At 56.6% G+C, this 24,421-nt stretch carries 24 protein-coding genes; 8 read left to right on the top strand and 16 right to left on the bottom strand.

The features are described 5' to 3' along the window. The first annotated feature begins 230 nt into the window (after positions 1-230). Positions 231-3,341, top strand: coding sequence for a ribonuclease E (gene rne, locus KGP24_RS09150; RefSeq protein WP_223563098.1), 3,111 nt, complete (start codon positions 231-233; stop codon positions 3,339-3,341). Between the two features lie 42 nt (positions 3,342-3,383). Here rne and KGP24_RS09145 read toward each other — a convergent pair whose 3' ends face one another. Further along, positions 3,384-4,322, bottom strand: a complete 939-nt coding sequence (locus tag KGP24_RS09145; protein WP_121425890.1) for a LysR family transcriptional regulator — start codon at positions 4,320-4,322, stop codon at positions 3,384-3,386. A 109-nt stretch (positions 4,323-4,431) separates the two neighbouring features. Between KGP24_RS09145 and KGP24_RS09140 the strand changes: the two genes are divergently transcribed. Beyond that, entirely contained in the window at positions 4,432-5,646 is a 1,215-nt protein-coding gene (locus tag KGP24_RS09140) for an MFS transporter (RefSeq protein WP_223563097.1), read from the top strand. Positions 5,647-5,720: 74 nt separating this feature from the next. Here KGP24_RS09140 and flgL read toward each other — a convergent pair whose 3' ends face one another. The 11 genes from flgL to flgB all read right to left on the bottom strand — a co-directional run bounded on the left by flgL (position 5,721) and on the right by flgB (position 15,572). After that, the gene (gene flgL, locus KGP24_RS09135) at positions 5,721-6,674 is read right to left on the bottom strand and encodes a flagellar hook-associated protein FlgL (protein WP_223563096.1); all 954 of its coding nucleotides are present in this window, start codon (positions 6,672-6,674) and stop codon (positions 5,721-5,723) included. Positions 6,675-6,688: 14 nt separating this feature from the next. Next, a complete protein-coding gene (flgK, locus tag KGP24_RS09130; protein ID WP_223563095.1) occupies positions 6,689-8,326 on the bottom strand; it encodes a flagellar hook-associated protein FlgK in 1,638 nt (545 codons plus the stop codon). 75 nt (positions 8,327-8,401) lie between these two features. Then, entirely contained in the window at positions 8,402-9,355 is a 954-nt protein-coding gene (gene flgJ, locus KGP24_RS09125) for a flagellar assembly peptidoglycan hydrolase FlgJ (protein ID WP_223563094.1), read from the bottom strand. After that, positions 9,355-10,452 (bottom strand): flagellar basal body P-ring protein FlgI, encoded by a 1,098-nt coding sequence (locus KGP24_RS09120; protein ID WP_029740346.1) that lies wholly within the window; start codon positions 10,450-10,452, stop codon positions 9,355-9,357. The genes flgJ and KGP24_RS09120 overlap by 1 nt, the downstream gene beginning before the upstream one ends. A 12-nt stretch (positions 10,453-10,464) precedes the next feature. Next, a complete protein-coding gene (gene flgH / locus KGP24_RS09115; protein ID WP_024909015.1) occupies positions 10,465-11,163 on the bottom strand; it encodes a flagellar basal body L-ring protein FlgH in 699 nt (232 codons plus the stop codon). Between the two features lie 57 nt (positions 11,164-11,220). Next, the gene (gene flgG, locus KGP24_RS09110) at positions 11,221-12,003 is read right to left on the bottom strand and encodes a flagellar basal-body rod protein FlgG (protein ID WP_008500810.1); all 783 of its coding nucleotides are present in this window, start codon (positions 12,001-12,003) and stop codon (positions 11,221-11,223) included. A gap of 11 nt (positions 12,004-12,014) precedes the next feature. Next, positions 12,015-12,770: a flagellar basal body rod protein FlgF gene (locus KGP24_RS09105; protein ID WP_223563093.1), complete on the bottom strand. Its 756-nt coding sequence runs from the start codon at positions 12,768-12,770 to the stop codon at positions 12,015-12,017. A gap of 20 nt (positions 12,771-12,790) precedes the next feature. Then, a complete protein-coding gene (gene flgE, locus KGP24_RS09100) occupies positions 12,791-13,999 on the bottom strand; it encodes a flagellar hook protein FlgE (RefSeq protein ID WP_223563092.1) in 1,209 nt (402 codons plus the stop codon). 26 nt (positions 14,000-14,025) lie between these two features. Next, on the bottom strand, positions 14,026-14,736 hold the full coding sequence (gene flgD / locus KGP24_RS09095) for a flagellar hook assembly protein FlgD (protein WP_223563091.1): 711 nt from the start codon (positions 14,734-14,736) through the stop codon (positions 14,026-14,028). An 11-nt stretch (positions 14,737-14,747) separates the two neighbouring features. Continuing rightward, positions 14,748-15,152: a flagellar basal body rod protein FlgC gene (flgC, locus tag KGP24_RS09090; RefSeq protein ID WP_223563090.1), complete on the bottom strand. Its 405-nt coding sequence runs from the start codon at positions 15,150-15,152 to the stop codon at positions 14,748-14,750. A gap of 3 nt (positions 15,153-15,155) precedes the next feature. Then, entirely contained in the window at positions 15,156-15,572 is a 417-nt protein-coding gene (gene flgB, locus KGP24_RS09085) for a flagellar basal body rod protein FlgB (RefSeq protein WP_023335263.1), read from the bottom strand. Positions 15,573-15,729: 157 nt separating this feature from the next. Between flgB and flgA the strand changes: the two genes are divergently transcribed. The 3 genes from flgA to flgN all read left to right on the top strand — a co-directional run bounded on the left by flgA (position 15,730) and on the right by flgN (position 17,206). Further along, the gene (flgA, locus tag KGP24_RS09080) at positions 15,730-16,389 is read left to right on the top strand and encodes a flagellar basal body P-ring formation chaperone FlgA (protein WP_223563089.1); all 660 of its coding nucleotides are present in this window, start codon (positions 15,730-15,732) and stop codon (positions 16,387-16,389) included. A gap of 93 nt (positions 16,390-16,482) precedes the next feature. Continuing rightward, positions 16,483-16,776, top strand: a complete 294-nt coding sequence (gene flgM, locus KGP24_RS09075) for a flagellar biosynthesis anti-sigma factor FlgM (protein ID WP_014883360.1) — start codon at positions 16,483-16,485, stop codon at positions 16,774-16,776. Between the two features lie 4 nt (positions 16,777-16,780). Continuing rightward, on the top strand, positions 16,781-17,206 hold the full coding sequence (flgN, locus tag KGP24_RS09070; RefSeq protein ID WP_223563088.1) for a flagella biosynthesis chaperone FlgN: 426 nt from the start codon (positions 16,781-16,783) through the stop codon (positions 17,204-17,206). Positions 17,207-17,265: 59 nt separating this feature from the next. On the opposite strand, the gene murJ is transcribed toward flgN, so the two are convergent. From murJ to rimJ, 4 genes are all read right to left on the bottom strand, one after another. Then, positions 17,266-18,801 carry a murein biosynthesis integral membrane protein MurJ gene (gene murJ, locus KGP24_RS09065; RefSeq protein WP_223563087.1) on the bottom strand — a complete coding sequence of 512 codons (1,536 nt, stop codon included), beginning with the start codon at positions 18,799-18,801 and terminating at the stop codon, positions 17,266-17,268. A 129-nt stretch (positions 18,802-18,930) separates the two neighbouring features. Next, positions 18,931-19,854 carry a Gfo/Idh/MocA family oxidoreductase gene (locus tag KGP24_RS09060; protein ID WP_223563086.1) on the bottom strand — a complete coding sequence of 308 codons (924 nt, stop codon included), beginning with the start codon at positions 19,852-19,854 and terminating at the stop codon, positions 18,931-18,933. 2 nt (positions 19,855-19,856) lie between these two features. After that, the gene (locus KGP24_RS09055) at positions 19,857-20,507 is read right to left on the bottom strand and encodes a YceH family protein (RefSeq protein WP_223563085.1); all 651 of its coding nucleotides are present in this window, start codon (positions 20,505-20,507) and stop codon (positions 19,857-19,859) included. Between the two features lie 9 nt (positions 20,508-20,516). Continuing rightward, positions 20,517-21,101 (bottom strand): ribosomal protein S5-alanine N-acetyltransferase, encoded by a 585-nt coding sequence (rimJ, locus tag KGP24_RS09050; RefSeq protein ID WP_223563084.1) that lies wholly within the window; start codon positions 21,099-21,101, stop codon positions 20,517-20,519. 236 nt (positions 21,102-21,337) lie between these two features. Between rimJ and mdtH the strand changes: the two genes are divergently transcribed. The 3 genes from mdtH to pyrC all read left to right on the top strand — a co-directional run bounded on the left by mdtH (position 21,338) and on the right by pyrC (position 24,402). Next, positions 21,338-22,546: a multidrug efflux MFS transporter MdtH gene (mdtH, locus tag KGP24_RS09045; RefSeq protein WP_223563083.1), complete on the top strand. Its 1,209-nt coding sequence runs from the start codon at positions 21,338-21,340 to the stop codon at positions 22,544-22,546. 123 nt (positions 22,547-22,669) lie between these two features. Next, positions 22,670-23,230 (top strand): lipoprotein, encoded by a 561-nt coding sequence (locus KGP24_RS09040; protein WP_223563082.1) that lies wholly within the window; start codon positions 22,670-22,672, stop codon positions 23,228-23,230. Positions 23,231-23,355: 125 nt separating this feature from the next. After that, complete coding sequence (gene pyrC, locus KGP24_RS09035; RefSeq protein ID WP_223563081.1) at positions 23,356-24,402, top strand: dihydroorotase; 1,047 nt, start codon at positions 23,356-23,358, stop codon at positions 24,400-24,402. The last annotated feature ends 19 nt before the right edge of the window (positions 24,403-24,421 follow it).

Here is a 24,421-nt window from a genome sequence, read left to right as displayed (position 1 = left end):
ACTTCCCGGTATAAGGATTGTTCTCTGGAGAGTTCTACCCAGGCAATTCCCCTGATAATTGCGCTGTGTTTCCGTATGAAATACAGGCAACCGACACTCTGCGCCTCTTAAGCGAGCGACAACCGTGAGGTTGGCGACGTGAACAGACACGAGGCCATCGGTTCATACCCCGGAAAGCGTCACCTTGCCCGCAGCTTTGTCGTCAATGTAAGAATAACGAGTAAGTTACGATGAAAAGAATGTTAATCAACGCAACTCAGCAAGAAGAGTTGCGTGTCGCCCTTGTGGATGGGCAGCGCCTGTACGATCTGGATATCGAAAGTCCTGGACACGAACAGAAAAAAGCGAACATTTACAAAGGTAAAATCACCCGCATTGAACCAAGCCTTGAAGCTGCATTTGTCGATTACGGTGCTGAGCGTCATGGTTTCCTCCCTCTGAAAGAAATCGCCCGCGAATATTTCCCCGCAAACTACAACGCCCATGGCCGCCCAAACATCAAAGATGTTCTGCGTGAAGGTCAGGAAGTTATCGTTCAGATTGATAAAGAAGAGCGTGGCAACAAAGGTGCCGCACTAACGACCTTTATCAGCCTTGCAGGGAGCTATCTGGTTCTGATGCCTAACAACCCGCGTGCGGGTGGCATCTCTCGCCGTATCGAGGGTGATGACCGTACCGAGCTGAAAGAAGCGCTGGCAAGCCTCGAACTGCCTGATGGCATGGGGCTTATCGTGCGTACCGCAGGCGTAGGCAAATCTGCCGAAGCGCTGCAGTGGGACCTGAGCTTCCGTCTGAAGCACTGGGAAGCCATTCAGAAAGCTGCGGAAAGCCGCCCTGCTCCGTTCCTGATTCACCAGGAAAGCAACGTTATCGTGCGTGCCTTCCGTGATTACCTGCGTCAGGACATCGGTGAGATTCTGATCGATAACCCGAAAGTGCTTGAGCTGGCGCGCCAGCACATCGCCGCGCTGGGTCGTCCGGATTTCACCAGCAAAATTAAACTGTACACCGGTGAAATCCCGCTGTTCAGCCACTATCAGATCGAATCCCAGATTGAGTCGGCCTTCCAGCGTGAAGTGCGTCTGCCATCCGGCGGTTCTATCGTTATTGATACAACTGAAGCGCTGACCGCTATCGACATCAACTCCGCGCGTGCAACACGCGGTGGCGATATTGAAGAGACCGCCTTCAACACTAACCTCGAAGCCGCTGATGAAATCGCCCGCCAGCTCCGCCTGCGCGACCTGGGCGGTCTGATTGTTATCGACTTCATCGACATGACCCCTGTTCGCCACCAGCGTGCGGTTGAAAACCGTCTGCGCGAAGCGGTGCGTCAGGACAGGGCTCGTATCCAGATTAGCCATATCTCACGCTTTGGCCTGCTGGAGATGTCCCGTCAGCGTCTGAGCCCGTCTCTCGGTGAGTCCAGCCATCACGTTTGCCCGCGCTGTTCCGGTACCGGTACCGTGCGTGATAACGAATCGCTGTCCCTCTCTATCCTGCGTCTGATTGAAGAAGAAGCGCTGAAAGAGAACACCAAAGAGGTTCACGCGATTGTTCCTGTGCCAATTGCCTCCTACCTGCTGAACGAAAAACGAGCAGCGGTAAGTGCGATTGAAGCGCGCCAGGGCGGCGTTCGCTGCATCATCGTGCCAAACGACCAGATGGAAACCCCGCACTATCACGTACTGCGTGTCCGTAAAGGCGAAGAGACATCCACGCTCAGCTACCTGCTGCCGAAGCTGCATGAAGAAGAGATGGCCCTGCCTTCCGATGAAGAGCCAGCCGAGCGCAAACTGCCAGAGCAGCCTGCGTTAGCAACCTTCATCATGCCAGAAGCACCACCGGAAGCAGCTCTGGAAAAACCGGCAGCCAAATCTGTAGCGCAGAAACCAGAAGCAGCGGCAGCGAAAGCCCAGCCGGCACAGCCGGGTCTGTTGAGCCGCTTCTTTGGCGCACTGAAGAAGATGTTTGCTGGCGAAGAAGTTCAGCCTGAGCAGCCGAAAGAAGAGCCAAAAGCGGCCAAGCCAGAGCGTCAGCAGGACCGCCGTAAGCGTCAGAACAACCGCCGCGATCGTAACGACCGTAGCGATCGCAATGACCGCAGCGAGCGTCGTGATAATCGTTCTGAGAATAGCGAAGGCCGTGAGCAACGCGAAGACAACCGTCGCAACCGTCGCGAGAAACAACAGCAGAATGTTGAAGATCGTGAAATTCGCCAGCAGGCGGGCGATGAGTCTGAGAAGAGCAAACAGCGTGACGACCAGCAGCCGCGCCGTGAACGCAGCCGTCGCCGTAACGACGAGAAGCGTCAGGCACAGCAGGAAGTCAAGAACCTGAACCGCGAAGAGCCTGTTGAACAGCAGGACAGCGAGCAGGAAGAACGCACTCAGGTTATGCCGCGTCGTAAGCAGCGCCAGCTTGCTCAGAAAGTTCGCTTCGCCTCAGAAGCAACCGAAGAGTCAGCCGTTGTCGCAGTTGAAACCAGAGAGAGCACAACCGGTACACAAGTGGCGAAAGTTGATCTGCCTGCGGTCGTTGAAAACAACGTTGAGCAGGATGACAACGGTGAAAACCGTGATAACGCCGGTATGCCGCGCCGTTCACGTCGTTCTCCACGTCATCTGCGCGTCAGCGGTCAGCGCCGTCGTCGCTATCGTGACGAGCGTTACCCAAATCAGTCGCCAATGCCGCTGACCATTGCCTGTGCTTCACCAGAAATGGCATCCGGTAAAGTCTGGATCCGCTACCCGGTTGCTCGCCCGGAGCAGGTTGTTGAAGGACAGCCAGTAACCGAAGAGGTAATTGCACCAGTAGCAGCGGTAGAAAACGTTGTGACTGAAGCGGCAACCGTGGTTGAACCTCAGGTTGTTAAAGCTGAAGCCCCTCAGGCAGTGGACGTCGAAACCACTCATCCGGAAGTGATTGCCGCGCCGGTTGATGCCGCACCGCAGCTTATTGCTGAAGAAGATGTCGTGGTGGCTGAGGAAGTGGCTGAAGAGGCTGAACCTGTAGCCGCAGTGGAAGACACCGCTGAAGCCCTCGTTGAAACCACCACTGAAGAAGTCGTTCAGGACGTTGAGATTCAGGTTGAACCGGTTGTTGAAGAACCGAAAGCGCCTGAAGTGAAACCTGAGCCGGTTGTTTCTGCGCCAGCCGCTGCCCACGTAGCGACAGCACCAATGACTCGCGCCCCGGCGCCGGATTACGTGCCAGAAGCCCCGCGTCACAGTGACTGGGTACGCCCGGCGTTCAGCTTCGACGGTAAAGGCGCTGCAGGTGGCCACAGTGCAACGCATCAGGCGACCGCACCGGCAACGCGTCCGCAGTCTGTCGAATAACGACGCTGAAAGTAAAAAAGCCGACCTTAGGGTCGGCTTTTTTTATGGCTGCTGCACGGGCTTTCTCATCCCGGTGACCTCCGGCATTACCTGCCGCATCAACTCCAGAAAACGCCGCAGGCGTGCCGGATAATAACGGGACCAGGGATAAACCAGATGCACCGGCAACGCCGCTGGCTGCCAGTCTGGCAGCAAATGCACCAGCCGCCCTTCCCGAATATCATCCTGTACCGTCCAGCTGGATACCACCGCCACGCCAAGGCCTGTGAGCGCCGTATTGCGTGCGACATACAAGCTATCGGTGCTGAGGCGTGGGGTAATCGCTACTCGCGCGGTGGCAGGTGATGCATCGTGAAAAAGCTCCACATGACGCTGGTAGAAAGAGCTAATCGCTATCCAGGGAAACTGCTGCAAATCCTCCGGCGCGGTAACCGTTGGAAAACGGGCCAGCAGCGCCGGAGAAGCCACTACCGAGCGCGGCACTTCCGCCAGCAGCACGGATACGGTCGCCGGATCGACCTCCACGCCCACCCGAATAGCACAGTCAAGGTTGTCGCCGAGGAAGTCCGCCGACCGATCGTTGAGCATCCACTCAATGGAAAGCTGCGGATAGCGTTGCAAAAATTCGGTTACTGGTTTCAGAAGCTGGTCCTGACCAAACGCGTGGGGTGCCCGCACCCGCAGCACGCCTACGGGCTCATCTTCCGTCTGCCCCACCTCATCTTCCAGCGCCAGCCAGCTGTCAATCACCCGACGAGCGTGCTGATAGCAGCGCTCGCCGTCATCCGTCAGCCGCGTCGTATGGGTGGTGCGCAATATCAGGCGCACGCCCAGCATGGTCTCCAGCGACTGTAATCGTCTGCTCACCGTGGCCTGGGTGGTGGCCAGCTGCCGCGCCGCCGCAGAGAGGGAACCCGCCTCCACTATCCGGACAAACGTCCGCATTAACTCTACCCGGTCTATACGCTCAGCTCTTTTCATTGCATTTTAATCTATACGTTCAACGTATAAGCGTTTTACCACCGGGCCCGCTACCGTCGCAAGGCGTACTGATAAAAAATAGCCTCACACGACGAATGAGGAACATCTTATGAACACAACAACCGCCGCCCATGCCGTGAGCCGCTGGGTAATCTTAATGCTGGCGATCGGTGCAGGTTTCAGCGTGGCATCTATCTATTATGCCCAGCCTCTGCTGCCGCTGATGGGCGCAGACCTTCACCTGAGTATCGAAGGAATGGGCATGGTCCCGACGCTCACCCAGACGGGATATGCCCTGGGGATCCTGTTCCTGCTACCGCTTGGCGATCGCCACGACCGCAGGACGTTAATCCTGATAAAGAGTGCGGCGCTGGCGATGTTTCTTCTCGGCTGCAGCCTGACCGGGCAGATCCATTCTCTGCTGCTGGCAAGCCTGCTCATCGGCATGGCCGCCACCATGGCACAGGATATCGTCCCTGCCGCGGCCATCCTTGCGCCGGAAGGTAAACAGGGGAAAACCGTGGGTACGGTAATGACCGGGCTGCTGATGGGTATCTTATTATCAAGAACCGTGAGCGGCGTGGTGGGCGAAGCGTTTGGCTGGCGCGTCATGTACCAGCTGGCGGCGGCGAGCATTGCGTTCATCGGGGTGATGATGTGGTTTGTGCTTCCCCGTTTTGCCATTCACTCCACGCTGAGCTACCCCGCGCTGATGCGCTCAATGGAACATCTGTGGCGTCGCTATCCGGCGCTGCGCCGTGCGGCGCTGGCTCAGGGTTTTCTGTCGATTGCCTTTAGCGCCTTCTGGTCTACGCTTGCGGTCATGCTGCTGGAACGCTATCACCTGGGGAGTGCCGTCGCAGGCGGTTTTGGTATTGCTGGTGCCGCCGGTGCGTTAGCTGCCCCGCTGGCAGGAGGTCTGGCGGACAAACTGGGCGCAGGTAAAGTCACGCAGCTTGGTGCAGTCCTTGTGACCGTCTCATTCGCCCTGATGTTCCTGATGCCCGCGCTGGGCGTTCATGGACAGCTGATTCTGATCGCCGTCTCTGCCGTCGGGTTCGACCTGGGCCTGCAGTCCAGCCTGGTCGCTCACCAGAACCTGGTATACAGCCTTGAACCGCAGGCGCGCGGTCGTCTCAACGCCCTGCTCTTTACGGTTGTCTTTATCGGGATGGCGCTGGGTTCCGCGTTAGGCAGCAATATCTACTCGCTGGCGGGCTGGACGGGCGTGGTCGCTCTGGCGACAGTCTGTGGCGTCATTGCGCTGGCAATCCGTTTAATAGAAAGCGCACGCGCCGCCTCCGCACCGGCGGAAGCTGCATAAAAAAATGCCCAATCCAGACGGATTGGGCAGTAAAACATGCCCAGTTTCAAGACATGCTCTAAGAGGTCAAGATGTTATTTGTTCAGCTGGAACAGAGACATGCCCTGCATATCGCTAAACGCTTTATAAGAGGCCTGCAGGGCCGCCTGCTGCATGATGTACGACGAAATCGCGCTGTTCCAGTCAACGTTGATCAGATCACTCATCTGCTGTGTCTGCCCCAGCGCGCGGTCGTCACCCAGGTTATCGAGTTTTTCCAGTTCATTCATCTTGGTGCCCACGTCCGCCACGACGGTAAGGACGTTGTTCTGGGTATTGGTGATGCCGATCTGCGCATCAGAGATAGTTTTATTCTGTACTTCAGCCGCGGCGGAGTCGTTATCAACTGGAACCTTGAGGGCGGAAATGGCCGTGTCGAGGATCTTGAACATATTCGTCTCACCATAACCGCCGCCAGGAAGTTCTTTTGCGTTACTGGTAATACTTTCGAAGATCTGCTGACCGGTGTGGCTAATGACCATATTACGGGCGGTATCAACCTGCTGGGAGATAGCCTGCGTACCACCATTGTAATTGCCTGTCGCGGAATCAAATGGTGGCGCTTCGGTCTTATAACCCGCAAAGATATACCGACCATTACCATCCGCTGAGTTTGCAAGGTTCATCAGCTGGTCGCGGATCCCTTGCAAGTCACTCGCCAGAGACAGACGATCGTCATCACTTAGCGTTCCATTTCCCGCGTTGACGAGTTTCTCTTTCGCGCTGGTAATTGCTGCATTGACCTGACTGAGCACGTTATCTTCCAGAGAAACCTTTTGCGAGGCGAACGTTCTCGCCAGCGCAAACTGGCTATTCTGAGATTGAGATTGAGACAGAACAACAGCCTGTGACGCCGCGATAGGATCGTCAGACGGACGATTGACGCGCTTTCCGGTTGACATTTGTTCACCGTAGTTCAGCCACTTGCCCTGGGAATCGGTGATCCCTCGCATGTTCTGGTCGTACATCATCTGGGTGCTAATACGCATTCTTCACCTCAGCCTTAGCGAATATTGATAATTGCATCGAAGAGCGTGCTGGCAGTTTGTAATACCTGCGCATTAGCAAGGTAATACTGCTGATAGCGCTGCAAATTGCCATACTCTTCATCGAGGTTTACCCCAGAGATGGACTGCTGCTGCTTGGTTAACTGCGTCGCCACATTCGCTTTTGTTTCGCTGCTGGTTTTCAATGCTGCCGTTGAGCTACCGACGGTACTGACAAGAGAAGCATAAGCATCATTGAACGTTTTATTTCCACCAACAACCTTACTGTTTTGTAGATCCAGCAACTTTTGACCGTTGCGGTTATCACTTTCACCGCCATTGTTTGCCGATGCCATTGCCAGTTTGGATTCATCCCTGAACTTGAGTTCCATATTGACGATAACGTCGGAAACAGGCTTCAGGATAAAACTGTCGTTGGTGTTCGCACTACCGCTCACGTTGACGTTCAGGCCATCAAAGGACAGATTACCGCTCGCATCCGGGCTCATGGTGAAGCTGGTTTTATCCGAACGGGTAATGGTCCAGTCAGTTCCGTTAAACTGCAGTTTGTAATCGGTGGCCTGCACTTTCGTACTGTCAGCCACCGTAGCGGTCATGGCCGCCGTCCCGGTATTGCGGCTGTTGGTCACCACGGATGGCGAACCAAAATCGAACAGCTTGCCACCGGCATCACCATTGGCATCAAACCCGGCTTCATGCTGCTTGTTCATCGCATCGGCAAAGGCCAGCGCCAGCTGATTCAGGTTGTTGCGCGCTTTATCCAGATCTTCGGAGCGAAACGTTAACAACCCGCCCAGAGAGCCGGTTGTGACCATTTTCTCGGGGATTTCGATATTTCCGGACACTTCATCGCTGTAGGCGATAGTCGTCCGGCTCGGATCGGCGCTGGATTTCACTGCCGCCAGCTGGTTCGCTTTGCTCCCCTGCACCAGGCTGTAACCGTTGCCAAAGGAGACGTTATAGGTGCCGCCGTCCTGTACAGCAACTTCCACACCGACAATTTTGTTCAGCTCGCTCACCAACTGATCGCGTTGATCGAGCAGGTCATTTGGCGATGAGCCCGCCCCCACGCCGGTAAGACGGGAGATCTGATCGTTTAGATTCGCAATCTGTTTTGCGTAATTGTTAATTTGCTCAACACTTGAAGCAATTGCGGTATTAACCTGCGCATCCTGGTCACGGAGATACTGGTCGTTCGTTTTGAACTGATTCACCAGACCATCTGCTTTACCGAGCACCGTCTGACGCGCAGCCGGGTCCTCTGCGTTGCTGACCAGCGTTTGCATACTTTTGAAGAAATCCTGCAACGTGGTCGAGAGTGAATTGGTTGAATCAGAGAGCACATCGTCAATTTTTGACATCTGCTGATAGCGCGTCGTCAGGCCGCTGCTCTGCGTCTGCGCGGCGCGCAGCTGGTTGGTGATGAAGGCGTCATACTCACGCTGGACACCGGAGACATAGACCCCGTTACCCACCCAGCCACCGCCGGTCAGCGTGCTGTTAGATGCGCCCAGCACCGTGGTCTGGCGGCTGTAACCTGCCACGTTATAGCTTGAAATATTATTACTGACGGTATTGAGTGCCGACTGCGCAGCACTGAGGCCACTCATGGCGCTGTTAATCAAACTGGACATGGGGGTTCCTTTTATACGTTCAGACACGAGTCCTGATGAAGGTTATCGGCAACCTCCACCGGGACTTGAGAACTTTCAGAACAGATTTTCAATATCTGTGCTATAGGCTTTGCTGACCTTCTCGCCCATGGATTTCAGCTGCTGGATCATGCTGGTGAGCTTACGTGCATAGTTCGGGTCAGTCGCATAGCCCGCGCTTTGCAGCGCCTGAGCGCCCTGCTCCGCCGTCGCCGCCTGCGTCACGGCGGTATAGCGCGGATTTCGGCTCAGCAGACCGACATAATCGGACAAAGCTTCCAGATAAGAGCTGTAGACGCGGAATTTTGCTTTGACCTTCACCGCCGCACCGTTCTCGTATTCGGTGGTCGTGATCTCCGTTGTCGGCCCCTTCCAGCTGGAGGTGGCCTTCACGCCGAAGATGTTGAAGCTCGGCTCGCCGTTTTCCTTGCGGATCTGGCGCTGACCCCAGCCCGACTCCAGCGCGGCCTGCGCCAGAATCAGGTGATGCGGCACGCCGCTCTGTTCGCTGGCAAGACGCGCAGGCAGAGAAAGCTGCGCCAGGAAGTCTTTGCTGTCACCGGAGAGCGGCTCATCGCCGCTGCTCGTGGCTTTTGGCATCGCTTTACGCACCAGCTGCGTCAGGGCCTGGTTCTGATAGCTGGTCACCGTTTCCAGGTCGAACTTCATCGGCACCTGCTGCGGCTGCTCCTGAGGCTGAATGCCCTGCGCGGCTTCGGTCTGTTTGACAATCATGTCAGCCAGACCGAGGCCTTTACCCGCAGTCATCTGCTGCGCAATCTGCTGGTCATACATGCTGGTGTAGAGACGCGTTGAATCACTGCTGAACATCCCGTCTTTCGGCAGGGTTTCACGCATGCTTTTCAGCATCATCTGTACAAACATCCCTTCCACCTGGCGGGCGACCGGGCGGATGTTCGCCGCCGGGTCTTTACCTGCTTTGGTTTTCAGCTCGTTGAGCGACTGGGCGTCCCAGGCTGCACTGGTCAACAGTTTGCTATCGGTCAGCATTAGATGATTTCCAGTTTGGCGCGCAGGCAGCCCGCGCTTTGCATCGATTGCAGGATAGACATCAGATCCATCGGCGTTGCCCCCAGGGCATTCAGGGCACGCACCACGCTGTTCAGGTTGGCGCTGGAGCGAACGCTTTGCAGTGACCCGCCGCTCTGACGCATATCAATCTGCGTTTGCGGCGTCACCACCGTCTGACCGCCACCAAATGGCGTATTCGGCTGGCTCACGTTCGCGGAGCGGTTTACCGTCACGGAGAGGTTACCCTGCGCCACGGCGCAGCTGTCGAGCGACACTTCCCGGTTCATGACCACCGAGCCGGTACGGGAGTTGATGATCACCTTCGCATCCTGGACCGGAACGTTCACTTCCATATTCTGGATATCTGCCAGCATGCGCACCTGGTTGCTGCTGCCGGTGGAGGTACGGATCTGTACGGTGCGCGCATCGAGTGCCGTTGCATTACCGTAGCCGCGGCTGCGGTTGATGGTATCGGCAATCTGCTGCGCCATCGTGAAGTCTTCATTATTGAGCTGCAGGTTGATGGTATTGCCCGCACCAAACTGAGTCGGCAGTTCACGCTCAATGATCGCCCCGTTGGTGATCCGTCCGCCGTTCAGCTGGTTCACCTGCACGCTGCTTCCGCCTGCGGATGCACCCGCACCGCCGACCAGAATGTTCCCCTGCGCCAGCGCATAGACCTGGCTGTCAACGCCTTTCAGCGGGGTCATCAGCAGCGTACCGCCGCGCAGGCTTTTGGCGTTACCCATTGAGGAGACCACTACATCAATGGTCTGCCCCTGACGCGCAAATGCCGGGTAGGACGCGGTGACCATTACCGCGGCCACGTTTTTCAGCTGCATGTTGGTTCCCGCCGGCACGGTAATGCCGAGCTGGGAAAGCATGTTGTTCAGGCTTTGGGTGGTGAACGGCGTCTGGGTTGTCTGGTCACCGGTCCCATCCAGGCCCACCACCAGGCCATAGCCTATCAGGGAGTTTTCGCGTACACCCTGAACGCTGGTGAGATCGCGAATACGGTCAGCCTGGGCAAACGTTGCCACCAGCGCGAGCGCCACGGCGAAGATCGATTTAAACATGGGTCACCTCGCTTACATCGGCGATAAATTAAGGAAGAAGCGCTGCAGCCAACCCATATTTTGCGCTTCATTGATATAGCCGTTACCGACGTACTCAATGCGCGCATCCGCCACCTGGGTAGACGGAACGGTGTTGGTGCCGCTGATAGTGCGAGGGTTAACCACGCCCGAGAAGCGAATGAATTCAGTGCCTTGGTTGATGGCGATCTGTTTTTCACCCACAACGTGTAAGTTGCCGTTAACCAGTACCTGGTCAACCGTGACCGTCAGCGTACCGCTGAAGGTATTGCTGGCGTTCGCGCCGCCTTTGCCGTTAAAGGTATTGCCGCCGGACGCGTTCACATCAGCACGCGCGTTGCCGAACAGCCCTTCGAGATAGCGTGGCACGGTATCGAAGCCAAAATTGGTTTTGCCATCGCGGCTGGCATTCGCCGACGAGCTCTTGCTCGCGCTGACGTTTTCCTGCAGCACAATGGTCAATGTATCGCCGACATTACGCGGGCGGCGATCTTCAAACAGCGGCTGATAGCCGTAATTAATCGGCTGCGCGGTCTGGAAAATGGAGCCGTTGACCACTGGCGCAGGGCCAGGAACGGGTTGGGCAGTCGTCGCACCCTGGACCAATGGTTTAGACGGGATCAAAGCACACCCGCTGAGGGTGACAGCCAGAACAGTCAGTATCGGATAACGAAACGCCGCGTTTTTTTGCATTGCCTTCATCTTCGAAAACAGGGAGCCGGTGCGGCGTTTACCGCACCGGGCTACACCTTAGAGTTGCGTCAGTTTCTGCAGCATCTGGTCGGTCGTCGACACTGCTTTACTGTTAATTTCATACGCGCGCTGGACCTGGATCATATTCACCAGCTCTTCCGCCACGTTCACGTTGGACGTTTCAACATAACCCTGGTACAGCAGACCCGCGCCGTTCAGACCCGGGGTGCTCTCATTTGGCGTACCGGAAGATTGCGTTTCGGTGTAGAGGTTCTCACCAATGCTTTCCAGGCCGGTATCGTTCATGAAGGTGGTCAGGTTGAGCTGCCCAACCTGAACCGGCGCGGCCTGTCCCTGCTGGGTTACGCTGACCACACCGTCACGACCGATGGTGATGCTCAGGGCGTTCGCCGGGATGGTAATCGCAGGCTGAACCTGGAAACCGCCCGCCGTCACCAGCTGGCCGTTCTGATCGACCTGGAACGAACCGTCGCGGGTATAGGCAGAGGTCCCGTCAGGCAGCTGCACCTGGAAGAAGCCCTGGCCTTTGATTGCCACGTCTTTACTGTTGTTGGTCTGGGACAGGTTGCCCTGGCTGTGAAGACGCTCGGTGGCCACCGGGCGAACACCTGTACCGATCTGCAGGCCCGATGGCAGCGTCGTCTGTTCAGAAGACTGCGCACCCGGCTGGCGGATGGTTTGATAAAGCAAATCTTCGAAAACGGCGCGCTGACGCTTGAAACCATTGGTGCTCACGTTTGCCAGGTTGTTGGCAATCACGTCCATGTTGGTTTGCTGGGCGTCCAGGCCTGTTTTCGCGATCCATAAGGAACTGATCATAAGGAGTCCTGTTAACTCATAGCCAGAAGTTGGTTAGCCTTGCCCGCGTTTTCATCCACGCTGCTGATGATCTTCATCTGCATTTCGAAACGACGGGCGCTGGCGATCATGTCGGTCATGGCTTCGACCGGCTTGACGTTACTGCCTTCCAGAACGCCGGACATTACGCGGATGCTCGGATCGGCCTGTAACGTGGGGCCACGCGTCGCCTGCGCCGCCTGGGTCAGACGGAACATGCCGTCGTCGCCACGCTGCACGTCTTTGCCTTCCGCTTTCACCAGCTTCAGACGCCCGACGGGCGCAACGGTGTTGGCCGGGTCGCCCGGGTTCAGCGCCGAAATGGTGCCGTCTGCCGCGATAGTCAGCTCAGAGCCTTCCGGTACCGTAAGCGGACCGGCTTCGCCCATCACCGGATGACCCTGAATGGTCAACTGCCCGGTTGCGCTCACCTGGATATTCCCGTTACGGGTATAGCCTTCGCCGCCGTCTGCCGTTTGCACCGCCAGCCAGCCGTCCTGCTGCAGGGCAACGTCCAGCGGGCGTGAGGTGTAATCCATCTGGCCCGGCGTCATATCGGCGCCGGGAGTGGATGCCGTCACCAGCGTACGCGTAGGCAATGAAAGCCCTTCGACCGGCACCGCACGCAGCGCATTAAGCTGCGCGCGAAAGCCCGGCGTGGAGGCGTTCGCCAGGTTGCTGGCGGTCACGGCCTGCTGATTGAGCGTCTGGCTTGCCGCGCCCATCGCTGTATATATTGCGTGATCCATTGCGCTTTCCTGTTAGCCGCTTAACGCAGGTTAACCAGCGTGTTGAGGATCTGGTCCTGGGTTTTGATAGTCTGCGCGTTCGACTGATAGTTACGCTGCGCGACAATCATGTTCACCAGTTCTTTACTCATATCCACGTTGGAGGCTTCCAGCGCGCCGTTGGTCAGCTTGCCGAAGTTACCGGTGCCCGCGGTACCCAGCAGCGCCACGCCGGAGGACTGAGAGGCTGACCAAACGTTGTCGCCTTCCGATTTCAGACCTTCGTCGTTCGCGAAGTTTGCCAGCACGATCTGCCCCAGAACCTGAGTCTGTTCGTTGGAGTAGTTCCCCACAACGGTGCCATCATCGTTAATCTGATAGCTCACCAGGTCGCCCGGCTTGAAGCCGTCCTGGCTGGTCGCCACGATATTGTTCGCACCGGTATTCTGCTGCATGGAGTTCGCAAAACTCATTGCGAAGGTCGCAGGCGTCGCACCAGGGATGGTCGCGGTCGTTAAGTTAATGTTTCCACCACCGGTCAGCGAACCGTTGTTATCGAAGGTTAGCGTGGTTGCCAGTGTTGCCGCGCTACCTGCCACGCTACCGTCCTGGGAATACACTTTCCATGAGTTAGCGGGCGCAGCATCTTTGACGTAAAACAGGTTCATGTTGTGCGCATTACCCTGGCTATCAAAGACGGTCACAGTCCCTTTTTTGTTATAGGTATCCGGGTTAGTCGGGTCGAATGCCGCCGTTGGCGCGGTATCGGTAGAGTTAAGGTTGATCTGCTGGGATGCCGTAGTCGTTGACTTGGCTGCCATCAGCGTTGTTGGGATAGTGATCGCCTGTGGGTTGGCACCGGTTTGGACTTTTGATGGCGTGCCGGCTACCGGATAGCCCGTCAGCTGCATGCCCTGCATGTTAACCAGCGTACGGTTTTCGTCCAGCTTGAACTGACCGTTACGGCTGTAGAACACGGAGCCGTTAGAATCAACCATACGGAAGAAACCGTTCTGGCTAATGGCAACGTCCAGACCACGACCGGTGTTGGTGGTGGTGCCGTCGGTAAAGTCCTGAGTGATGCCCGCAACTTTCACGCCCAGGCCGACTTTGGAACCGGCAAACATATCTGCAAATGAGGCAGAACCGGATTTAAAACCATAGGTCGCGGAGTTGGCGATGTTGTTGCCAATGACGTCCAGGTTGGTGGCCGCAGCATTCAGGCCGCTGACCGCTTGAGAAAAGGCCATGACTTACTCCTGATAAGTGTTAAGGCTTAGATAATCTGCCGAACTTCGTCGAGTGTGGTGGTACCCGAGGTACCCAAATCCAGTTTGTTGCCGTCGCTTCCTTTAATCACGCCCTGCACCAGCGCGAACTGCAGCGGCTGCGCCACCAGCTGGGTCGTCCCGTTGCTGGCGCTGATAGCCACTTTGTAGGATCCGTTTGGTGCTTTGGTACCGTCGGTCAGGCTGCCATCCCAGGTAAAGGTGTGAACGCCCGCCTTCAGCTCGCCGATGTCAATGGTTCGGACAACCGCGCCGGTGGAATCCGTGATCGTGGCAGTAACCTTGTCAGCCGGCTGCTGGAGCTCAACGCCAAACGGCGTGGTGGTCGTAGTGGCGTTGCCTTCGGTGGTGCTGGTGCCCGCCAGAATGGTGGTGCCCGGGATCATCACCCCGTGACCAATCAGGCTCGCGGCCTGCAGGGACTGGCTGCTGCCAATCTGGCCGGAGACGGAACCGAGGGTGGTGTTGAGTTTCTCAATGCCGCTAACGGTGCTGATCTGCGCAAGCTGCGTGGTTAGTTCGTTGTTCTGCATTGGGTTCGTGGGATCCTGGTTCTTAAGCTGCGCCACCAGCAGCGTCAGAAAGCTGCCCTGAAGATCGGCAGCATTGCTCCCGGTGAGGGAGTTAGAACCCGTCGTACTCTTCGTGTTATTAACACCCGAGTTCGTAGGATCATTCACATTTACGGCGATGGACATGCATGTCTCCTTTACTGGCCGAGAGTGAGTGTTTTGAGCATCATGCTCTTCACGGTATTAAGCACTTCGACGTTGGCCTGGTAGCTACGAGAAGCCGACATGGAGTTCACCATCTCACCCACCACATCCACGTTTGGCATTTTCACGTATCCGCTGGCATCCGCGAGCGGGTTTCCCGGCTCATACACCAGCCTGTCCGGCGCCTGGCTCTCGACCACTTCAGATACCTTCACGCCGCCCGTCGCCGCGCCCGGCGCAGCATCGACCTGAAAAACAACCTGTTTGGCGCGATAAGGCTGGCCGTCTGGTCCGGTTACGCTGTCGGCGTTCGCCAGGTTACTGGCAGCCACGTTCAGGCGTTTGGACTGCGCGGTTAACGCCGAACCGGCGATATCAAAAATATTCAGCAAGGCCATCTATCAGTTCCCCCCCTGCAGGACGTTCATCATGCCTTTGATTTGTCCGCCGAGTAGGGTCAGGCCCGTCTGATATTTCAGGCTGTTATCGGCAAACTGCGTGCGCTCCCGGTCCATATCCACGGTGTTACCGTCGAGTGAGGGCTGATCGGGAATGCGGTAAAGTAAATCGGTCGCTGGCGCGGTCATCGCCTGAGCAGGAATATGGCGAGAGGATGTCATGGCAAGTGCAACACCCGTTCCTTCGGCACGTCCACGCTCCATCACCTTTTTGAGTTCACTGGAAAAATCAATATCGCGCGCCTGAAACCCCGGGGTATCGGCGTTAGCGATGTTGGCGGCTAAAATCTCCTGCCGCTGGGCGCGTAAATTGAGCGCTTCCTGCTGAAAACGTAACGCGGCGTCGAGTTTATCGAGCATGTCTCCTCCGCTGATGGCAAAATTTCAGTTCACAGCTTAAATCTCACCCGGTCTCCCCTATCGACGGAATAAGCGCAAAATGCGTCGCTATTTATTCCGTTGATGCAAAACCACTGCAGGTAGAATTCATCCAACTCTGGAAACGGTGGGACTTGCGATGCAAACGTTAAAACGTAGCCTGATGGCAATATTCTTGCTGTTTAGCCCGCTGGTGCAGGCTGAAGGCTTACAGGATCGGCTGACGGCTTTTTTTGCTGAAAAGCTGGCGGGCTTTAGCGATGACGTTTCCGTGACCGTACGCACGCCACCGAATCTGTACCCTACGTGTGACCAGCCTTCATTCAGCGTGGTGGGGTTCACAAAGCTTTGGGGAAATGTGAACGTGCTGGCACGCTGCGCCAACGAAAAACGCTATTTGCAGGTTGCCGTTCAGGCGACGGGCAATTATGTTGTTGCCGCCGTGCCCATTGCGCGCGGTAGCGTGCTGCAGACAAACAGCGTGACGTTAAAGCGCGGCCGTCTGGATCAGCTGCCTCCACGCACCATGCTGGAAATAAACCAGGCACAGGACGCCGTCAGCCTGCGCGACGTCGCACCCGGCCAGCCTATACAGCTCTCAATGCTGCGTCAGTCATGGCGGGTGAAAGCTGGCCAACAGGTGAAGGTAGTGGCCAACGGAGATGGCTTTAGCATCAACAGTGAAGGGAAAGCGTTGAACAATGCCGCGGTGGCGCAAAACGCCCGCGTCAGAATGTCCTCAGGCCAGGTGGTGAGCGGAACCGTCGATTCTGATGGGAATATTCTGATTAACCTATAATCTTTTTAAAGATTTCGCGCCGTGTGCCGATAAATATTCCACTAATGATGATGTCAGGCGCAAACGCCGCGAACCCTCGATGAGGACAACACTATGAGCATTGATCGTACATCAGCCCTGAAGCCGGTAAGCGCTGTACAACCTCGCGAAACGAATGACGCTACGCCGCAGAAAACGCGTCTGGAAAAACCGTCAACGTCCAACAGTACCAGCGTAACCCTGAGCGACGCGCAGGCAAAACTGATGCAGCCAGGCAGCAACGATATCAATATGGAACGTGTTGAAGCGCTGAAAACAGCTATTCGTAACGGTGAGCTGAAAATGGACACCAGCAAAATCGCTGACGCCCTGATTCAGGAAGCACAGAGTTTCTTACAGAGTAACTAACCGTATGAGTCGACTGTCAGAAATACTGGATCAAATGACGGTTGTTCTGAACGACCTGAAAACGGTAATGGACGCTGAACAGCAGCATCTCTCTTCCGGTCACATCAACGGCAGCGCGCTGCAGCGTATTACTGAAGATAAGAGCTCGCTTCTTGCGACGCTGGATTATCTGGAGCAGCAGCGCCGCGCGGAGCAAGATCCTAAGCGCAGCGCCAATTACGATATCGTTGAGCGCTGGCAAACCATTACCAAAAAAACCCAGCACCTGCGCGACCTTAACCAGCACAACGGCTGGCTGCTGGAAGGTCAGATTGAGCGTAATCAGCAGGCGCTTGAGGTACTGAAGCCGCATAAAGAAACCGGACTATACGGTGCGGATGGTCAGACGGCGACTGCGCGTATTGCGGGAGTTAAAAAGATTTCGATTTGACGCCTGTGCGACAAATCATGCAGCGGGGAGCACCATAAGGTGAACTCCCCTTTTGGCGTTTATGCCGTACGGCGGGCGAACTCTTTCACTTTGAACCCCAGCACCGCGAGCGTGACAAAGTAAGCCACCACTCCGACGCCCACCACGGCCATCAGCCGCATCAGACGGTAGGGCATAGTGCCCAGGGACCACTCCGGCATCACGTACATCATGCCGAGCAGCGCGGCAGACATCACCAGTACCGCAACGATCAGACGTACCAGGAAACTTCCCCACCCCGGCTGCGGCGTGAAAATATCCTGCTTGCGCAGCTGCCAGTACAGCAGCCCGGCATTCAGGCAGGCCGCCAGACCAATAGACAGCGACAGACCAGCATGCTTCAGCGGACCAATAAACGCCAGGTTCATCAGCTGCGTCATAATCAGCGTCACGATGGCAATTTTCACCGGCGTTTTAATGTCCTGACGCGAGTAGAACCCGGGAGCCAGCACCTTGACGACGATAAGCCCCATCAATCCAACCGAATAGGCAATCAGCGCGCGCTGGGTCATGGCGGCATCAAAGGCGGTGAATTTCCCGTACTGGAAGAGCGACACCGTCAGCGGTTTGGCCAGAATACCCAGCGCAACGGCGCTTGGCAGGGCCAGCAGGAAGCAGAGACGCAATCCCCAGTCCATCAGGCGGCAATACTCATCATGATTGCCGCTGGCAAAACTTTTCGACAGGGACGGCAGCAGGATGGTCCCCAGCGCCACGCCCAGCACCCCGGACGGGAACTCCATCAGACGGTCGGCGTAGTACATCCAGGATACCGATCCGGACACGAGGAAAGAGGCAAAGATGGTGTTGATGATAAGCGAGATCTGGCTGACGGAGACGCCGAGAATGGCAGGTCCCATCTGCTTGATCACGCGCATCGCCCCGGCATCTTTGAGATTGATGCGCGGCAGCACCAGCATGCCGATTTTTTTCAGATGCGGCAGCTGATACGCCAGCTGCAGCACGCCGCCGACGGTGACCGCCCAGGCCAGCGCCAGCACCGGCGGGTTGAAGTGCGGCGCGGCGAACAGGGCAAAACCGATCATGCTGACGTTGAGAAACGTCGGCGCAAACGCCGGGACAGAGAAGCGGTTCCAGGTATTCAGGATCGCGCCCACCAGCGAGGCCAGCGAGATGAGCAGAATATAGGGGAAGGTAATGCGCAAAAGCTGTGAGGTCAGGGCAAACTTGTCGGCCGTATCGGCAAAACCGGGCGCGGTCACCATAATCACCCAGGGCGCGGCCAGCATCCCGAGTACGGTCACCACCGCCAAAGCCAGCGTCAGCAGCCCGGATACATAAGAAACAAAGACGCGCGTCGCGTCTTCACCCTGCTTGCTTTTATATTCCGCGAGGATAGGCACGAATGCCTGAGAAAACGCCCCTTCAGCAAAAATACGACGCAGCAGGTTCGGTAATTTGAACGCGACGAAAAAGGCGTCCGTGGCCATCCCTGCACCAAATACCCTTGCCACAATGGCGTCGCGCGCAAAACCCAGCACGCGGGAAAACATGGTCATCGAGCTGACGGCCGCCAGCGATTTTAATAAGTTCATTAACGTGAATTTCCAGAACCATACGGATTTGTAGGCCGGGTTAGCGTAAGCGCCACCCGGCAAAGCCAACAAGCGGCGCTTAGTCTAACCGGATTTCAACGAATTACTATCCGCAGATGTTACAGCGAGTTATTCGCTCATGGCATCGCGCCAGAGCCTTTCCACAATGCGCTGCGCCATAATGGCCTGCTCGCCGGACGTTTCAGGAACCGTCTGATTTTGCACGCAGGCGATAAAGTGGCGGGCGCATCCTGCGAAACCACGCTGCTCCAGAGTGCTCTGCCAGCCTGGCGCCGGGAGCGTCACCACGCCGTTGCCTTTCTCTTCCCGCCACTCGCGCATGTCCGTAATGTCGTACAGCGCGCCCTCGGTCACCGCCTGCACGGATTCACGCTGACTTCCCGCCCGACGGTGCATGCTGGTGGTAATCTGAAGATGCTCAACGGCAAAGTGGTGTTCCGCGTAGACCATCTGCCCCTGATCGTTCGTCATCAGGGTGCCGCTTTTCAGCTGTGCGTTACCGTTGGTCAGCCACAGCGCCGTATCCACAACGTGCAGGTAATCATCCAGAAGGGTGAAGCGCAGATCGTTTGGCCCAATGCTGTCGGTACGGTGCTTATCCATCCGCAGCGAGGCGAGCGTGTCCGACTGCGCCTTTAGCTGCTGATAAAGCGGTGCGAAGCGGCGGTTGAAGCCCACCATCAGCGTCAGTTTTTTGCGCGCGGCCAGCTCAATCAGCCGTTCGGCATCCTGAACATTTTCAGCCAGCGGCTTATCCACGCAGACGTGGACCCCCGCATTAAGGAGCTCGCTCACCACCTGATAGTGGGTTGCCGTTGAGGTATGAACAAAGACCGCATCGCACTCGCGGGCCAGATCCTGAAGCGATGCCGCATACGGCATGCGCCAGGTTTCGCAGATCCGCTCGGCCTTCTCGCGCGTGGGTGACCATGCCCCTTGCAGGGTCCAGTCCGTCGCCACACCTAAAACAGGCAGCCAGGCTTTTTGCGCGATGCCGCCGAGTCCCACCACGCCTACGCGTAATTTTTTCACCGTCAGTCCCCCAGATGTGCCAGCAATGCATCCAGGCGCTGTTTCAGCCCGGCGACCTCTTCTTCCAGCGCCTCTACGCGCGCGGCAAGCGTGTCAGTGCTTGCTGAGGATCCTGCGTCGCTCTCCAAGGTAGCGACATCAACGTCGCCGCTGAACAGGTGCATATAGCGGCTTTCACGTTTACCCGGCTCGCGCGCCAGACGCACCACATACGGGCCGTCTTCACGAGTAGTCAGCCCTTCCAGAGTCTGCTCGACCTCCTGCATATCGCTGAACTCATGCATACGGGAAGCGCGCGTGCGCAGTTCCCCCGGCGTCTGCGCGCCGCGCAGCAACAGCGTGGTGATGACCGCCACTTCCGCGCTGCTCAGCTTCAGGTCACCGAATTCGGAGTTACAAAAACGCTGTTCGTATTTGGTCACGCGATTGCCAAAGCCGCTGACGGTGCGCAGATAGTGGCGTTTTACCAGCGCGTCCAGCACCTCCTGAACGTCATGTTCGCTGAGGTTCATGACCGGCTCGCGGTTGGTTTTCTGGTTGCAGGCCATGGTCACGGCGTTGACGGAGAGCGGATACTGCTCCGGCGTGGTGACCTGTTTTTCGAGTAAGCACCCGATCACGCGCGCTTCTGTACCGTTTAGCTGATACTTCATCTTTTCTCCTTAACGACCTGCGGTCCAGTCCCGGGTAGTTAACGCCGTCAGAACGTGGTCACGCCACTCTCCGTCTATCAGCAGATAGTCTTTGGCGTAACCCTCTTTCTCGAACCCTAAACGCGCCAGCAGATTTCCGCTGCGCTGGTTATGCGGCATATAGTTCGCCATGATGCGATGGATATGATGCGTGCGCTGCATATAGCGGATCGCCACCGTTAACGCCTCATACATCAGCCCCTGCCCCTGCCATTTCTGGCCGATGGAGTAGCCAAGATAGCAGGCGTGAAACGATCCCCGCACCACGTTGGAAAAATTGGCGATCCCGATAATCTCTTTCTCTTCAGGATCCAGTAGCGCGAAATAGAACGCGCTGCCCTGCTTGTGAAATTCCGTAATCATGCTGAGGCGCGCCTGCCAGCCGGAAGGGTAACAATGGCTCTCATCCCGAACGGGTTCCCAGGGTTTTAAAAACTGGCGATTCTCGGCGTAATAATCCGCCAGACGCCAGGCATCACGCTCATGCACCAGACGAACGACCAGCCGGTCCGTTGTCAGACGCACTTTTGGCACATTACTGCGATAGCCAAACATCGATACCACTCCTTCCAGTCACTTCTGCTAACCCATTAGCTTTACTATACCTGCGCCTGCGCCGTCTGTGAAAACAGTGACATACCATTTTGCCCTCTTTTCACTATTTTCGATGAGAACTCTCTATCAAAGCACCCTTTTGATAAAAAAATATTGTCACGCCCGGGGGTGGGAAAAAACGCGGCGACACCGCAGAATGTTAGCGTGCTCACCTTCTTATTTTCCCTGGAGGGAAAATGTCCCGCGTATCACAGGCCAGGAGCCTGGGTAAATATTTCCTGCTCGTCGATAACATGCTGGTCGTGCTCGGCTTTTTTGTCGTTTTTCCGCTGATATCGATCCGCTTTGTCGATCAGATGGGCTGGGCGGCATTAATGGTTGGTATTGCTCTGGGGTTACGCCAGTTTGTCCAGCAGGGCCTGGGCGTCTTTGGCGGGGCCATCGCTGACCGCTTTGGTGCAAAGCCGATGATCGTTACCGGTATGCTGCTGCGCGCGGCAGGCTTTGCCACGATGGCGGTCGCTCAGGAGCCCTGGCTGCTCTGGTTCTCCTGCATCCTCTCCGGTATCGGGGGCACGCTGTTCGATCCACCACGCACCGCACTGGTGGTAAAGCTGATTCGCCCGCAGCACCGCGGCCGTTTCTTCTCGATTCTGATGATGCAGGACAGTGCCGGGGCGGTTATCGGCGCCCTGCTGGGAAGCTGGCTGCTGCAGTATGACTTCCGTCTGGTCTGCGCCGCTGGCGCGGTGCTCTTTATTCTGTGCGCGCTGTTTAATGGCCTGTTCCTGCCCGCCTGGAAACTGTCGACGGTTAAAGCGCCGGTCCGGGAAGGGCTTGGCCGCGTCCTGCGCGACAGGCGTTTTGTCACCTATGTGTTGACCCTGACGGGATACTACATGCTGGCTGTACAGGTCATGCTGATGCTGCCGATCATGGTTAACGACATCGCGGGGACCCCTGCAGCCGTGAAATGGATGTACGCCATCGAAGCCTGCCTGTCGTTAACGCTGCTTTATCCGATTGCCCGCTGGAGCGAGCGGCGTTTTCGTCTGGAGCATCGCCTGATGGCCGGGCTGTTCCTGATGACGCTAAGCATGATGCCGATCGGTCTGGTGAACTCTCTCCAGCAGCTGTTTACGCTGATTTGCACGTTCTATATTGGCTTAATCATCGCCGAGCCTGCCCGTGAAACGCTGAGCGCCTCGCTTGCGGATGCGCGTGCGCGCGGCAGCTATATGGGTTTCAGCCGGCTGGGGCTGGCGCTTGGCGGCGCATTAGGTTACGCCGGTGGCGGCTGGTTGTTTGATGCCGGAAAAGCGTTAAACCAGCCCGAACTCCCGTGGATGATGCTCGGCGCGGTGGGCCTTATGACGCTCCTTGCCCTGTGGTGGCAGTTCAGCCAGAAACGCAGCGCGAGCGGCATGCTTGAGCCTGGCGCGTAGCCTTTCCCTCGGGCGGGCCCCCCTCCCGCCCCACTTCTCAGTTTTTTCTGCTGGTTTCTGCCAATTCACACTGACATACTGGCGCAACAGGACAGAAGCGCCGATTTTTCGTTGAGGAACACTATGAAGAAAATTGTCTTTGCCGCGGCATTAGTTGTCAGCGGTCTGCTGGTTGGCTGTAACCAGCTCACGCAATATACCGTCAGTGAACAGGAAATTAATCAGGCGCTGGAAAAACATAACAATTTCTCTAAAGACATTGGCGTGCCGGGGCTGGCGGACGCGCATATCGTGCTCACGAATCTGACCAGCCAGATTGGACGTGAAGAGCCAAACAAAGTCACCCTTGCCGGTGATGCGGATCTCGATATGTCTTCCCTCTTTGGCAATCAGAAAGCCAACATCAAGCTCAAGCTGAAGGCCCTGCCCGTTTTCAACAAAGAGAAAGGGGCGATTTTCCTGCAGGAGATGGAAGTTGTCGATGCGAAGGTGTCGCCGGACAAGATGGCACCGGTTCTGCAAACCCTGATGCCCTATCTGAACCAGTCGCTGCGCAATTATTTTAACCAGCAGCCCGCGTACGTCTTAAGCGAAGACAAAAGTAAGGGTGAAGCTCTGGCGAAAAAATATGCAAAAGGGATAGAGGTGAAACCGGGAGAAATTATCATTCCTTTCACCGATTAACCTGAAGGGCGCTCCGGCGCCTTTTTTTTACGGAAAAGTGTGCAAACGAAAACGTTTCCGCTTATGATTTGTGTCCGGCAAAAACAGCCATCCTTATGACTGATTCCTGACAAGCCGGAGCTTCCATGACTGCACAACCCCAGGTTCTTAAAATCCGCCGCCCAGACGACTGGCATATCCATCTGCGTGATGGCGATATGCTGAAAACCGTCGTGCCATATACCAGCGAAATTTATGGCCGCGCGATTGTCATGCCTAACCTGGTTCCACCAGTCACCACCGTTGATGCCGCGATGGCCTATCGCCAGCGCATCCTGGATGCCGTGCCTGCGGGGCACGATTTTACCCCGTTGATGACCTGCTATCTGACCGACTCGCTGGATCCGAACGAAGTGGAGCGCGGGTTTAACGAAGGCGTGTTTACGGCAGCGAAACTCTACCCGGCGAATGCCACCACCAACTCCAGCCACGGCGTCACCAGCATTGATGCCATCATGCCGGTTCTGGAACGCATGCAGAAACTGGGCATGCCGCTGCTGGTCCATGGTGAAGTCACGCACGCCGAGATTGACATCTTCGACCGTGAAGCCCGCTTTATCGAAACCGTGATGGAGCCTCTGCGCCAGCGCCTGCCCGCGCTTAAAGTAGTCTTTGAGCATATCACCACCAAAGACGCGGCAGAGTATGTGCGTGACGGCAACGATCTTATCGCCGCCACCATTACGCCGCAGCACCTGATGTTTAACCGTAACCATATGCTGGTGGGCGGGGTGCGCCCTCACCTGTACTGTCTGCCGATTCTAAAGCGCAACATTCACCAGCAGGCGCTGCGAGAGCTGGTTGCCAGCGGGTTCTCCCGCGCGTTCCTTGGCACCGATTCCGCGCCTCACGCCCGCCATCGTAAAGAGACGAGCTGCGGCTGCGCAGGCTGCTTTAACGCCCCAACGGCGCTTGCCAGCTACGCAACCGTATTTGAAGAGATGAACGCGCTGGAGCATTTCGAAGCGTTCTGCTCCCTTAACGGCCCGCGCTTCTACGGCCTGCCGGTCAACGACACCTTCATTGAACTGGAGCGTAAAGCGAGCCACGTTGAGGAGTTCATTGCGCTGACGGATGACACGCTGATCCCATTCCTGGCAGGCGAAACCGTCAACTGGACGATAAAACGTTAAAAAATCAATGCCCCTTGTT

Source organism: Enterobacter sp. JBIWA008 (assembly GCF_019968765.1).
GTDB lineage: Bacteria > Pseudomonadota > Gammaproteobacteria > Enterobacterales > Enterobacteriaceae > Enterobacter.
Note: the sequence above shows the minus strand (reverse complement) of the source record. Positions and strands in the feature narration are given on the sequence as shown.

Excerpts from the sequence above, each read along its gene's own strand:
- KGP24_RS09055 (WP_223563085.1), bottom strand. The coding sequence starts at position 20,507 with ATGAAGTATCAGCTAAACGGTACAGAAGCGCGCGTGATCGGGTGCTTA.
- flgB (WP_023335263.1), bottom strand. The coding sequence starts at position 15,572 with ATGCTCGATAAACTCGACGCCGCGTTACGTTTTCAGCAGGAAGCGCTC.
- KGP24_RS09145 (WP_121425890.1), bottom strand. The coding sequence starts at position 4,322 with ATGAAAAGAGCTGAGCGTATAGACCGGGTAGAGTTAATGCGGACGTTT.
- flgD (WP_223563091.1), bottom strand. The coding sequence starts at position 14,736 with ATGTCCATCGCCGTAAATGTGAATGATCCTACGAACTCGGGTGTTAAT.
- flgM (WP_014883360.1), top strand. The coding sequence starts at position 16,483 with ATGAGCATTGATCGTACATCAGCCCTGAAGCCGGTAAGCGCTGTACAA.
- flgG (WP_008500810.1), bottom strand. The coding sequence starts at position 12,003 with ATGATCAGTTCCTTATGGATCGCGAAAACAGGCCTGGACGCCCAGCAA.
- rne (WP_223563098.1), top strand. The coding sequence starts at position 231 with ATGAAAAGAATGTTAATCAACGCAACTCAGCAAGAAGAGTTGCGTGTC.
- KGP24_RS09120 (WP_029740346.1), bottom strand. The coding sequence starts at position 10,452 with ATGTTTAAATCGATCTTCGCCGTGGCGCTCGCGCTGGTGGCAACGTTT.
- pyrC (WP_223563081.1), top strand. The coding sequence starts at position 23,356 with ATGACTGCACAACCCCAGGTTCTTAAAATCCGCCGCCCAGACGACTGG.
- murJ (WP_223563087.1), bottom strand. The coding sequence starts at position 18,801 with ATGAACTTATTAAAATCGCTGGCGGCCGTCAGCTCGATGACCATGTTT.
- mdtH (WP_223563083.1), top strand. The coding sequence starts at position 21,338 with ATGTCCCGCGTATCACAGGCCAGGAGCCTGGGTAAATATTTCCTGCTC.
- KGP24_RS09140 (WP_223563097.1), top strand. The coding sequence starts at position 4,432 with ATGAACACAACAACCGCCGCCCATGCCGTGAGCCGCTGGGTAATCTTA.
- flgC (WP_223563090.1), bottom strand. The coding sequence starts at position 15,152 with ATGGCCTTGCTGAATATTTTTGATATCGCCGGTTCGGCGTTAACCGCG.
- flgA (WP_223563089.1), top strand. The coding sequence starts at position 15,730 with ATGCAAACGTTAAAACGTAGCCTGATGGCAATATTCTTGCTGTTTAGC.
- flgH (WP_024909015.1), bottom strand. The coding sequence starts at position 11,163 with ATGCAAAAAAACGCGGCGTTTCGTTATCCGATACTGACTGTTCTGGCT.
- flgN (WP_223563088.1), top strand. The coding sequence starts at position 16,781 with ATGAGTCGACTGTCAGAAATACTGGATCAAATGACGGTTGTTCTGAAC.
- flgK (WP_223563095.1), bottom strand. The coding sequence starts at position 8,326 with ATGTCCAGTTTGATTAACAGCGCCATGAGTGGCCTCAGTGCTGCGCAG.
- flgE (WP_223563092.1), bottom strand. The coding sequence starts at position 13,999 with ATGGCCTTTTCTCAAGCGGTCAGCGGCCTGAATGCTGCGGCCACCAAC.
- rimJ (WP_223563084.1), bottom strand. The coding sequence starts at position 21,101 with ATGTTTGGCTATCGCAGTAATGTGCCAAAAGTGCGTCTGACAACGGAC.
- KGP24_RS09105 (WP_223563093.1), bottom strand. The coding sequence starts at position 12,770 with ATGGATCACGCAATATATACAGCGATGGGCGCGGCAAGCCAGACGCTC.
- KGP24_RS09040 (WP_223563082.1), top strand. The coding sequence starts at position 22,670 with ATGAAGAAAATTGTCTTTGCCGCGGCATTAGTTGTCAGCGGTCTGCTG.
- flgL (WP_223563096.1), bottom strand. The coding sequence starts at position 6,674 with ATGCGTATTAGCACCCAGATGATGTACGACCAGAACATGCGAGGGATC.
- flgJ (WP_223563094.1), bottom strand. The coding sequence starts at position 9,355 with ATGCTGACCGATAGCAAACTGTTGACCAGTGCAGCCTGGGACGCCCAG.